This is a genomic window from Frankia gtarii, from assembly GCF_025403375.1.
GTDB classification, from domain to species: domain Bacteria; phylum Actinomycetota; class Actinomycetes; order Frankiales; family Frankiaceae; genus Frankia; species Frankia gtarii.
In genome coordinates this window covers 1-10,905 of sequence record NZ_JAMPTM010000223.1, presented here as the reverse complement: position 1 = coordinate 10,905, position 10,905 = coordinate 1, and the positions used below count along the sequence as shown (strand labels likewise).

General features: G+C 69.4%; 10 protein-coding genes. 4 read left to right on the top strand and 6 right to left on the bottom strand.

What is annotated here, in order from left to right:
- Positions 1 to 292: 292 nt before the first annotated feature.
- Together NBZ83_RS24555 and mftD are read right to left on the bottom strand one after the other, a co-directional pair.
- Positions 293 to 1,492, bottom strand: coding sequence for an ABC transporter substrate-binding protein (locus tag NBZ83_RS24555; RefSeq protein ID WP_261575883.1), 1,200 nt, complete (start codon positions 1,490 to 1,492; stop codon positions 293 to 295).
- A 505-nt stretch (positions 1,493 to 1,997) separates the two neighbouring features.
- Positions 1,998 to 3,176 (bottom strand): pre-mycofactocin synthase MftD, encoded by a 1,179-nt coding sequence (mftD, locus tag NBZ83_RS24550; RefSeq protein WP_261569628.1) that lies wholly within the window; start codon positions 3,174 to 3,176, stop codon positions 1,998 to 2,000.
- A gap of 334 nt (positions 3,177 to 3,510) precedes the next feature.
- On the opposite strand from mftD, the gene NBZ83_RS24545 reads away from it, so the two are divergent.
- Positions 3,511 to 4,074, top strand: a complete 564-nt coding sequence (locus NBZ83_RS24545) for a YceI family protein (protein ID WP_261569629.1) — start codon at positions 3,511 to 3,513, stop codon at positions 4,072 to 4,074.
- Between the two features lie 133 nt (positions 4,075 to 4,207).
- On the opposite strand, the gene NBZ83_RS24540 is transcribed toward NBZ83_RS24545, so the two are convergent.
- Positions 4,208 to 4,567: a winged helix-turn-helix transcriptional regulator gene (locus tag NBZ83_RS24540; protein ID WP_261569631.1), complete on the bottom strand. Its 360-nt coding sequence runs from the start codon at positions 4,565 to 4,567 to the stop codon at positions 4,208 to 4,210.
- A 435-nt stretch (positions 4,568 to 5,002) separates the two neighbouring features.
- On the opposite strand from NBZ83_RS24540, the gene NBZ83_RS24535 reads away from it, so the two are divergent.
- Genes NBZ83_RS24535 through NBZ83_RS24525 form a run of 3 tightly spaced genes read left to right on the top strand, consistent with a single transcriptional unit; the run spans position 5,003 to position 8,898 of the window.
- Positions 5,003 to 5,764: an NUDIX hydrolase gene (locus NBZ83_RS24535; RefSeq protein WP_261569638.1), complete on the top strand. Its 762-nt coding sequence runs from the start codon at positions 5,003 to 5,005 to the stop codon at positions 5,762 to 5,764.
- Positions 5,765 to 5,782: 18 nt separating this feature from the next.
- Complete coding sequence (locus NBZ83_RS24530; protein WP_261575882.1) at positions 5,783 to 6,916, top strand: 5'-methylthioadenosine/S-adenosylhomocysteine nucleosidase; 1,134 nt, start codon at positions 5,783 to 5,785, stop codon at positions 6,914 to 6,916.
- Positions 6,913 to 8,898: a hypothetical protein gene (locus tag NBZ83_RS24525; RefSeq protein ID WP_261569646.1), complete on the top strand. Its 1,986-nt coding sequence runs from the start codon at positions 6,913 to 6,915 to the stop codon at positions 8,896 to 8,898. Before NBZ83_RS24530 ends, NBZ83_RS24525 begins: the two co-directional genes overlap by 4 nt.
- 139 nt (positions 8,899 to 9,037) lie before the next feature.
- Here the strand turns inward: NBZ83_RS24525 and mftC are convergent, their stop codons facing one another.
- From mftC to mftA, 3 genes are read right to left on the bottom strand one after another with little or no spacing between them, the layout of a single operon-like run.
- The gene (gene mftC / locus NBZ83_RS24520) at positions 9,038 to 10,300 is read right to left on the bottom strand and encodes a mycofactocin radical SAM maturase (RefSeq protein ID WP_261569651.1); all 1,263 of its coding nucleotides are present in this window, start codon (positions 10,298 to 10,300) and stop codon (positions 9,038 to 9,040) included.
- Positions 10,297 to 10,638: a mycofactocin biosynthesis chaperone MftB gene (gene mftB, locus NBZ83_RS24515; RefSeq protein ID WP_261569653.1), complete on the bottom strand. Its 342-nt coding sequence runs from the start codon at positions 10,636 to 10,638 to the stop codon at positions 10,297 to 10,299. The genes mftC and mftB overlap by 4 nt, the downstream gene beginning before the upstream one ends.
- Positions 10,623 to 10,733 (bottom strand): mycofactocin precursor MftA, encoded by a 111-nt coding sequence (gene mftA / locus NBZ83_RS24510; RefSeq protein WP_261575881.1) that lies wholly within the window; start codon positions 10,731 to 10,733, stop codon positions 10,623 to 10,625. The genes mftB and mftA overlap by 16 nt, the downstream gene beginning before the upstream one ends.
- Positions 10,734 to 10,905: the final 172 nt, after the last annotated feature.

Here is a 10,905-nt window from a genome sequence, read left to right as displayed (position 1 = left end):
ACATGACAGCCTCCCCACCACATGACAGCCACCCCACCACATGACAGCCACCACCGACCGTGACAGCCGGGCCTCCGCCACTGCACCGACGGCGCTCCGAGCCGCGTACGTCTCGTCCCGCGGTGCTCCGCGGAACCACGCCCGCCGTCAAGGTCGCGCGATCATGGTGTTGCGCGGAACCGCGCGTTCGACACAGCAGGCGGCGGGACACGTCCGGCGGGGGGCGGCGGCGCCCCCCGCCGGACGTCAGCGGCCCGCGCGGCGGCCGGGGCCGGGCCGTCGCGCGGAGCCGTCAGAGGGTCGGGCCGAGCGCCCGGCCGCACAGGTTGTCCTGCGCGACGGTGAAGGCGCTGCCCGACGGGTTGACCTGCATCAGCGCGAAGCAGGTCGGCTGTCGGCCACGGGTGGCGCCGACGTTGGTCGGTTGGATGAGCCCGCCCGCGTCGTAGCGGGTCAGGGTGCGCATCCCGGCGAGGAAGGACTGCCGGGTGGGGCAGGGGCCCGCGGCCTGCAACCCGCGCAGGAACAGGTCGGTGTTGATGTAGCCGATCAGGCCGAACTCCTGTTCGGCGTCGTCGGTCTGCGGCGAGTAGCGGGCCATCGCGTCGAGGTAGTGCTGGATCGGGGCGCCGCCGGCCTCGAACGGCCGGTAGAACACCGGGACGAGCACCCCGGCCAGGTCGGGGCCGTGGCGGCGCAGCAGGCTGTGGTCGTAGCCGTTCAGCGACAACACCACCTTCGGGCTCCCCCCGAGCTCGCGGATCGCGTGCAGCACCGGGGGCAGGTCCGTCGGGGTGATCATGGTGACGACGGTGTCCGCGCCGGAGGCGACGATCTCGCGGGCCACGTCGCTCACGCCGTCCGCCCCGGGGGTGTAGGCGAAGCTGCCGACGACTTCGACGCCGAGGGCCTGCAGACTCTGCCCGACCCGCAGGGCCGCGCCGGAGACCCCGGTGGACATCGCGCTGCGCAGCAGGAAGGCGGATGCGCCGCCGCGCTCCTTGACGAACCGGCCGTAGGTGTCGATCGGCGCGGCGAGGGTGCTGGCAAACGAGAACATGTTCCCGTATTGCGTCCAGACGTCCTCGGCGGCGAGGCCCACGGTGGGGATCCGCCGGTCGGCGAGGTACTTCGCGCTGCCGCTGGCGGCGACGGTGAACTCCAGGACACCGAACGCACCACGCTGGTCGACCAGCTCCCGGGCGCCGCTGAGGTTCCCCTCGGTGGTGGCGGCGTCGTCGCGCCAGTCGTAGACGACGTTGCGCCCCTGTATCCCGCCGGCGGCGTTGGCCTCGCCGAGGCGTGCGTCGACGCCGGCGCGCAGCCCCGGAAACGCTGCGGCGAGCAGGCCGGAGTCGGGGTAGAGCAGGCCGAGCCGGACCTCGTCGCGGGTCACCCCAGGGGCTGCCCTGTCACCGGTGCAGGATGCCGCCGAGGCGGTTGTTCCGGAGCATCCGGTGCCGACGACCAGGCCCAGCAGAATCGTCGACATTCCCAGTTTCACGGCACAGCGACGCATTCGAAGGTGACCCCCATGCTGACGCGGCGCACCGCCGCCACAAATGGCTCCGCAAAACGGTTCGGAATCATTCGGCCGGAATGGTCACTGCGGTCGGGCGACATCGGTGCGGCACCGCTGGCAGCGCACCGAGTTCGTCGCCGGGGGGCAGTCCGATCCGGACCGGAGAAGACGACCACCGAACGCGTTCACCTGTCCTGGCTGCCCGGCACGTCTCGGTCGGGCCGCCGCCGGCCGGAGCCGAATTCGGTTTCCGGTCGGTGAAACGACAGTACTAAGCCATCCAGCACAAGGGGTCCCATTGCGATGACGACGCGGCATGGCACGATGGTGCACGACGCCGGGCCCCCAAAGCAATATGCAAGAGAAACGCGGTTCGGGGTGCAATGAGAAGTTGCACCCCGAACCGCGTCACCGGTATTCCGTTTCCAGTTTGTATCCGCCGGGTTGCTTTACCCGTCAGATGGACCGTGGACGGTCAGACTTTCTGGTCGATCGCGAAGCCAGCGGGGACGAGGATGTCTTCGGGGGACAGTTCGTGGATCGACGAATGGCCGAGCCCCAGCAGGGTCTCGCTCACGCCCTGGCGGAGGATCTCCAGCACGTTCGTCACGCCGCGCTCGCCGCCGGCGGCCATGCCGAACAGGGAGGCCCGGCCGATCATCACCGCGCGGGCGCCGAGCGCGAGCGCCTTGACGACGTCGCTGCCGCGGCGGATCCCACCATCGAGCAGCACCTCGACCTGCTCCCCCACCGCGTCGACGACACCGGGCAGGCAGCGGATCGACGCCGGGGTGGAGTCGAGGTTGTTGCCGCCGTGGTTGGACACCGAGATCGCGCTCGCGCCGACGTCGACCGCCCGGCGGGCGTCGTCCGGCCGGGTGATCCCCTTGATCATGAAGGGGCCGCCCCACTGCTCGCGCAGCCAGGTCAGGTCCGACCAGGTCGGCGGGGGCGTGCCGATCCACTGGCCGTAGGCGCCGAAGAAGGTCGGGGGCGTGGCCTCGCGCGGGCCGAGGTTCGGCACGCCGAGGTCGGGCAGCGAGCGGCTGCGCAGCCAGCGGGCGAGGTAGCCCGGGCGCAGCGCGACCTGCGGGGCGTAGCGGGCCATCGCCTTGAGGTCGAGCTTCTCCGGGATGAACGGGCTGCCCCAGTCGCGGCGCGAGTCGAACACCCAGTCCAGCGTCACGATCAGGCCCGTGGCGCCGGCTGCCCGGGCCCGCTCGGCGCGGGCGAGGATCTCCTCGCGCGACCCCACCCAGTAGGTCTGGAACAGCAGCTTGTCGGTGACCGCGCCGACCTCCTCCACCGGCTTGGAGGCGAACGAGGACAGGCTCATCGCCGTGCCCGCGCCGGCGGCGGCCCGGGCGACGGCGACCTCGCCGTCGGGATCCACCGCCTGCACCCCGGTCGGCGAGATGAGTACCGGGAAGCTGATCTGCTGCCCCATCACCGTCGTGGACAGGTCGCGGGTCGCGGGCAGGTCGGCGACCCGGGGCCGGATCTTCAGTTCGCCGAACGCGTCGACGTTGTCGTTCATCGTGACGCCGGCCTCGGTCCCGGCGACGAGCGCCTGGTACACCCCCCGCGGTAGCCGTCGGCGCGCCCTTCGCTGGGCCTCGGCGACCGTTTCGAACCATGTCCTCGTGCTGGCCATCGCACTCCCACCTCGTCGTGTCCGCCCGCCACCGACCGGCGATCGACGGGCCCCGGATGCCGCCCCCGGCCGGGCACCGGCCGCACGCAACGGGAATCGGACGGCGAGGTCGGGGCGATTTGGCACCGAGTGCCACTCTAGCGCGCCCGCGCCCGACCGGGCGATCACCGCGGCCCGGGCCGACTGCTCACGCCGCCGACCCGCTCTCCCGGCGGCGCCGTCACCAGGTCACGACCGCCCCCCGGTGACTTGCCTTTCGTTAGCCACTATCGTTTCGTATGTCCACCGTTGCAGCCGCAACAGTGCCCCGGTTCCAACCACCCATGGAGGTCTCGTGACCGCCCTCTCGTCCGAGCTCGCACCGCTGCCGCTCGTCCCCGGTACCTGGACCCTCGACACGGCCCACTCCAGCGTCACCTTCCAGATCCGCCACCTGGGCGTCACCAACGTGCGCGGCCGCTTCGACACGTTCTCGGCGAACCTCGCCGTCGGCGACACGCTGGGGTCCGTCGCCGTCGACGCGTCGATCGACCTGGCCTCGATCAACACCAACCAGGCCGACCGGGACGCGCACCTGCGCTCCACCGACTTCTTCGACCTGGCCGCGAACCCGGCGATGACGTTCGTCTCCAGCTCGATCTCCGGCAGCGGCGAGGAGTACGAGCTCACCGGCGACCTGTCCATCAACGGCGTGACCAAGCCGGTGACGTTCGCGGTGGAGTTCTACGGCGTCGACACCCACCCGGCCGACGGCCGCGTCCGCTCCGGGTTCTCGGCGACCGGCGAGATCAAGCGCAGCGACTACGGCATCAACTTCAACATGCCCCTCGGCGTCGGCAAGCTCGCCCTGGCCGACAAGGTGAAGATCGAGCTCGACCTGCAGTTCATCGCTCCCTGACCCACCGCACGGCTCCCTGACCCACCGCACAACCGCACCAACCTCACCGCGTAGCACGCTCTGACGCCGGGGAGGCCGGGACGTCCCCGGTCGGCCCCGGCGTTCGTGCGCCCGCGCCCGGATGGCGCGGCGTTCAGCCGCCGCAGCCAGCGCCCGCCCGCGGGTCGGCGTGGACGAGATGTTCCTGCGCCCACAGCTCCAGGGCATGCAGCGCCGGGCGCAGCGCCTCGCCGCACGCGGTCAGCCGGTAGCGGGTGGCCAGCGGCGGGCCGTCGAGGACCTCGCGTTCGACCAGCCCGGCCTGGGACAGCTCGGCGAGGCGCCCGGACAGCATCCGCTCGCTCACCCCGGGCACGAGTTTCGCGATCTCGGAGAAGCGGGCCGGGCCGGCCAGCAGCGTGCCGATGATCAGCCCGCTCCACCGCTTGCCCAGCAGGGCGAAGACCGGGGTGAGCGCCGGGCAGCTCACCCCGTCCGGCGGCATCGGGACCATCAGGTCATGCTAGCGAGCCGGGCGCCGGGGACCACCCGTTCGGCTGATGCCGGTCAACGGGCCGCCGCGGCAGGGTCTTGAGAGCGTGACGTCTGCACTTTCGGACGCCGTCGCCGGCTTTCGCGCCGCTGGATGTTGCGCGCGGCCTACCGCACGGCCCTGCGCGCACTTGAACTGGATAGGTCTCGCTGTAGGAGAACGCGACAGCGGTTCGGTAGAGCTGCCGCGTGATAGCCCGCTGGTGGACGTCCAGCGCCATCAAACTCTCATACCTGGTGTCAGGGTCGCGCGAAGCGCGAACCGCATCCTGGTGGGCACTCGCACGCCGCCTCGTCGATCCATCGCAGCGCCCTCGATTCTCGATCGCGCGCCGCTGTCCGCCAGCCGACAGCATCAGCTATTCCTGTCTATGTGACAATAAGCTAGCCTTGCAGCATGAACGATGATCCATGGGTACCACCCAAGGTCATGATCGCCGTCGATCTGGTGATTCTCACTCTGCGGGCGTCCCGCCTGCAGGTCCTGATGGTCGAACGCGGAATCGAGCCGTACCGGGGCTCATGGGCGCTTCCCGGCGGATTTCTCGAACACTCTGAGGAGAGCCTCACCGCGGCTGCCCACCGCGAACTCGCCGAGGAGGCCGCTCTAGACGCGCAGACCCTGCATCTGGAGCAGCTTGGTGTGTATGGCGAGCCCGGCCGTGATCCCCGCGGTCGGGTTGTGTCGGTCGCACACCTGGCGATCGCGCCGCAGCTACCGGAGCCGACCGCCGGTACCGACGCCGCAGACGCACGCTGGCAGCCAATCGACGACGTGCTGTCCGGCCAACTACCCCTCGCCTTCGACCATCCACGGATCATCGCCGATGGAGTGGAGCGCGCCCGCGTCAAACTCGAACACTCGGCGCTCGCGACGGCGTTCTGCGGGCCGACCTTCAGTATCACCGATCTGCAGGCCGTGTACGAGGCGGTATGGGGGATGCCGCTCGATCCCCGAAATTTCTACCGCAAGGTCCAGAAGACCAAGGACTTCATCGTCGCGGTCGGCCCAGCGCGCCGGTCGACCGCCGGACGACCGGCGCGGCTGTACACCGCGGGCCCGTGCAGCGTCCTGTCGCCGCCGATGGTCCGTCCAATCCTGTCGACAGCCGATGCCCCCGACACCGACGACTGCGACAGCGACGACGAGGAGCATTAGGTGAGCCGCCGTCCCATCGTGATCCTGACCGCCCTAGACCTGGAGTACCAGGCGATCCGTGACCGCCTGACCGACCCACACCTGCACCGACATCGGCAGGGGACCCGCTTCGAGACAGGTCGGCTCGGGGCCGGGCGGTGCCGCGTCGTCCTCGGCCACGTGGGCAAGGGCAATGGCTCCGCGGCGGTGCTGGCCGAACGTGCCATCGCCGAGTTCTCCCCGGCAGCCCTGCTGTTCGTCGGCGTGGCGGGCGCCCTGCACAGCCATCTCGCCCTTGGCGATGTGGTGGTGGCTACCCATGTCTACGCCTTCCACGGCTCCACCAGCGAGGACGACGGGCTCAAGGGGCGTCCTCGTGTCTGGGAGACCTCACATGCAGCCGACCAGATCGCCCGGCACCTCGCTCGGACACGTAGCTGGGCAGGACCCCCTCCGGGCGACGGGCCGATTCCCACCGTGCACTTCGGGCCGATCGCGGCCGGCGAGGTGGTCCTGAACTCGACCATGTCGGCACAGGCCCGCTGGCTCCGTAAGCACTACAACGATGCGCTGGCGATCGAGATGGAAGGCGCCGGAGTCGCGCAGGCAGGGCATCTGAACCGGTCGCTTCCCGTGGTCGTGATCCGTGCCATCAGCGACCGGGCCGACGGCACCAAGGAAGTCACAGACCGAGAGAACTGGCAGACCAGAGCGGTATTCAACGCCGCCGCGTTCGCCGCGGCCCTGGCCGACGAGCTCGCCACCGACGACCGGCTCGATGACCAGCAGACGATGAGGAGCTCCACCATGCCTGGGACTAACCAGAACATCGCTCGCGGAAATGCACGGGTCGGAGTGCAGGCCGGCATCGTCTACGGGGGTATCCGCCTCGTCCCAGGTGAGCAGCCCGCCCCCGCCAGCATGGCGGACGCACTTGCCGATCTCCGCACCCAGCTTCGGCAGGCGCAGTCGGCCGGCCAGATGGACAATGCCACCTACACAGCGGCCCAGACGGAACTCTCCGTGGCCGACAACGCCGTCGCGGCCGACACGCCGGACAGTCGCAACACGCTTATCTTGGCGCTGAAGCGGCTGCGCGGGCTCGTCGCCGACGTGGCCGACCTAACCGCGAAGCTGGCAATCGTTATAGCTCTTGCACAGGGCCTGTCGTGACCACTTCCGGCGGAAACACTAACACCGCCGAGGGCTCCGCACACGTCGGCGTGCAGGCGAACGTCGTGCATGGGGACCTCATCTACACCGTCCCCCCAGACGCCACGCCCGAGGAGATGGTCGCTGCCGGTATCCGTTGCCTCGGCGGCGGCATGCCGAGACGGGCGTGGAAACTCCTCGCCGATGCGGTCGACCGTGGTTACGTGAACTCCGAGGTCCATTTTTATTGGCTGCTGTCCCTCGTCAGCGGTCGCACTCGTCAAGAAATGTCCGGCGAAGAGCTGCGCGCGCTAGAACAGGGGTGGGAGATATTCCCTCAGGGCGGCATCGGAATATGGCCAGAAAGCGTCGATACCGTGCAACGACTTATCGGGTATAAGCCGAATGAACCAGCAACGGACATCAACATCATCATCAAGGATTTCGACGGGCTCGGCGAAGCCCAGCAGGCGCTCATCCTGCAGCATCTGGAGCACTTCCTCGAAGGCTTGCTGTTGGACGAAATGTGGGGTCGCGCACTGGTGGAGGCCGAACGGGAACAGCGGTCCAGCCAGCGATCGGACCGAGTCTGGAAATTCTTCGAGGACGTGCCGCTCGAGCCTCGCGTACGCAAAGTTCAGCCGGTCGCAGTCGGAGTCATGACCTGGGCCGGAGCCATCTCGGCCAGCCTGGTTCTCGCTGTATCGACGGTCCGCATTGGGCTGACGCTGGCGCAGGCCGGTCGGGCGTCCGGCATTCTCGCCTGGCTGGTCAGCGTCGCCGGCGGCTTCTTCGGTGTACAACACGGCTTGGAATGGCGATGGCGCGTCCAGCGCCGCCAGGCGAAGGACAAGCAGTTCGAGACTCCACAGCAGTCCAAGACGGCCGCGCCATCCAGCGGCTTCGCCTGGCAGGTGGACCAGTATTTCGCCCGATGCCGGCCCGAGGACGTCGACCGTAAAGCCTGGCGAAAAGAGACGGCCGGAATCCTACGATACATACGGGATGAGATCGTCGAGGTCTACCGGGAGACCAAGGTCAACGTTGACCGGATCTCCTGGTTGATCCGATATCGGGTCGACGAGATCACGGGCCAATGGCGGGAGGGTTCGCTCCGAAACTACCGAGCCCGGCTCGCGGTGCCGCCACCCACACGCGCGATCACTTTCCTTGGACTCCTTACTCTCACGGGCGGCGGAGTGTGGGCATTGATCTGCACGATACAGACCAGCCCACTGCTCGGATCACTGGCGACAGTGGTCGTTCCCATAAGCGGATGGGCGACCACTCGCTGGTGGTTCCGCATAGCACTCGAGAATCGGCGCTTCAGCACCGACAAAGCCGAGAGCGAGCTAAGGAACCTGGCCGATCAGGCAGCATTCGACCGGTGGCGGGAGGAGCTGGCCGACAAGCCCGAGGAGCGGGAGATAGCAGCCTGGCTGGAGTGCGATCGAAAAGTTCTCCTCAATGAGGCGTTACAGCACTATAAAACGACCATGAGCCATGTCATCGCTCACGCCTTCATCGACACACCCGCCGCCTCGACCGGCCGCGCCCGGGTCCAGAATGGCCCATGGCGATATCTGCGGTACCGGTTCTTGGTCTTCCTGCTCACTCGCAACGGGGTGCGCCAGCTCACCGCCGAGCTCGACTTTGAGCGTGGCCGCTTCCATGCACATCAATGGATCAACTACCGTTTCGAGGCCATCTCGGCGGTGCAGGTTAACCAGACAAGCACGGACGAGCCGACTTTCAAGATTACCCTTGTTGACGGGCAGGAGATCAAGGCTCACGTGACCAGCCAAGCGCCGGAGAACCTACGGCAAGGTGATGTTCCCCAGACGGTGGCCGACGTGACGTTGGACGCCGCCGGATTCCATCACACGCTGCACGTCCTCGAAGGGATTGCCGCGGAGGGGAGGGGTTGGATCAAAGAAGACAAACTGCGGGGCGAGGGCCGCATGAGGAAGCTCGTCGACGCCGCGCAGACGGGGAACGACTGAACGGGGGTTCATGGTCCGATTTTCGGGGTGGTCGCCGGGGAAAGCCAGCGTCAGCGTCGGGTTTGGCGGCGGCCTGCCCGCGTCCCTGGCCAGGGTGCGTACCGTCGGCTCAGCCGCACGCGCCCTGGCCACCAAGGGCTTAGCCGGCGACGACCGCGGGGTCGAAGCCGGCGAGGGGATCCTCCTGGCAGGCGCTGACCGGCGCCACGGCCGGGGACAGCACGCTCGGCGCGCGGCCGATCGTCACTGGCACCGGGCCGCCGCCGCGGCGACCCGCCGCCTTGGCCGGGCGGGTGCTGACCGGGCGGGAGTGGTCGACCGACGGTTTCGGTGGGGCGGCGTCCCCGCGGGCGAGCAGCGCGTCGACGCCGTGGCCCACCACGCACTCCGGGTCGGGGCCGTCGAGCGGCAGGCCGGTGAAGAACTTCGCCGCCATGCAGCCACCCTGGCAGGCGTCGAAATGCCCGCAGGAGGCGCACGCCCCGGCGGACTGCGGCTCGCGCAGCGCCGCGAACAGCTCCGAGGTCCGCCACACGCCGGTGAAGCCGCCGGTGTCGCGCACGTTGCCGGCGAGGAACTCGTCGTGGATGGCGAACGGGCAGGCGTAGACGTCGCCGACCGGGTCGATGAGGCAGACCACCCGTCCGGCGCCGCACAGGTTCAGCCCCGGCAGCGCCTGGCCGTAGGCGGACAGGTGGAAGAAGGAGTCGCCGGTCAGCACGTTCTCGCCGGCGGCGACGAGCCAGTCGTAGAGCTGGCGCTGCTGGGCGGCGGTCGGGTGCAGCTCGTCCCACACGTCGGCGCCGCGCCCCGACGGGCGCAGCCGGGTCAGCCGCAGCTGGGCGCCGTAACGGTCGGCCAGGGCGGCGAAGGCGTCGAGCTGGTCGACGTTCGCCCGGGTGACGACGACGGACAGCTTGAACCCGCGGAAACCCGCCTCGGCCAGGTTCGCCATCGCGCGCACCGCGGTGTCGTAGGAGCCGGCGCCGCGCACCGCGTCGTTGACCTCGGCGGTCGCCCCGTCGAGGGAGATCTGCACGTCGACGTAGTCGCTGGCGGCGAGCCGGGTGGCCACCTCGGGGGTGATCCGCACGCCGTTGGTGGAGAACTTCACGCCGACGTGGTGGGCGGTGGCGTAGTCGACCAGCTCCCAGAAGTCGGCGCGCACGGTCGGTTCGCCGCCGCCGATGTTGACGTAGAAGACCTGCATGCGTTCCAGCTCGTCGATGACCGCGCGGCACTCGGCGGTCGTCAGCTCGCGGGGGTCACGCCGCCCGGAGCTGGACAGGCAGTGCCGGCAGGCCAGGTTGCAGGCGTAGGTCAGCTCCCACGTCAGGCAGATCGGGGCGGCGAGCCCGCGGGCGAAGTGGTCGACGAGACGCGCCGGGGTGGTGGTGGTCACAGGGGACTCCCCTCGACGATCATGAAGGACGCGGCGAGGGTCGCCAGCGCCCGCTGGTAGCGGTCGAGAGACGCTGCGGGCAGCCCGACCGCGGCCGCCGCGGCCCGCGCGCTGGCATGCGCCGGCAACGCCTCCACCAGCGCCAGCAACGCCGGCTCCTTCAGGAACGACAGCTTGCGGGTGCCGAAGTGGTAGAGCAGCGCCCCGAACGACTCCGGCCGCACGGACACCTGGGGATGCAGCCGCCAGGCCCGGTCCAGGTCGAACCCGGCGGCGGCCGGCGCGAGGCCGGCCGCGCCGCGCTCGTCCGGTAGGTCGGCGCTCAGTAGACGCCGCACATGCCGTCGATGGAGACCTCCTCGACGAGCAGGTCCGCCACGACCGACTCCGCGGGCGCCTCGACGGCCTGGTCCACCTGTACTGACTCCTCCATGAGCACTCCCGATCGCTAGAGCTGACTGGGTCCGGAACCGGTGGAGTCTGGTCCCGCCGCGGGAACGACTTTAGTGGCACCGAGTGCCAAAGGGAAGATGTCGGACCGGAACGGGCAGGTCAGACCCATGGAGCCCATGGAGCCGGGGGGCCGGTGGAGCCGGGGGGCCGGT

Coding starts and splice junctions, on each gene's coding strand:
- NBZ83_RS24555 (WP_261575883.1), bottom strand. CDS start 1,492: ATGTCGACGATTCTGCTGGGCCTGGTCGTCGGCACCGGATGCTCCGGA.
- NBZ83_RS24535 (WP_261569638.1), top strand. CDS start 5,003: ATGAACGATGATCCATGGGTACCACCCAAGGTCATGATCGCCGTCGAT.
- NBZ83_RS24540 (WP_261569631.1), bottom strand. CDS start 4,567: ATGGTCCCGATGCCGCCGGACGGGGTGAGCTGCCCGGCGCTCACCCCG.
- mftD (WP_261569628.1), bottom strand. CDS start 3,176: ATGGCCAGCACGAGGACATGGTTCGAAACGGTCGCCGAGGCCCAGCGA.
- mftA (WP_261575881.1), bottom strand. CDS start 10,733: ATGGAGGAGTCAGTACAGGTGGACCAGGCCGTCGAGGCGCCCGCGGAG.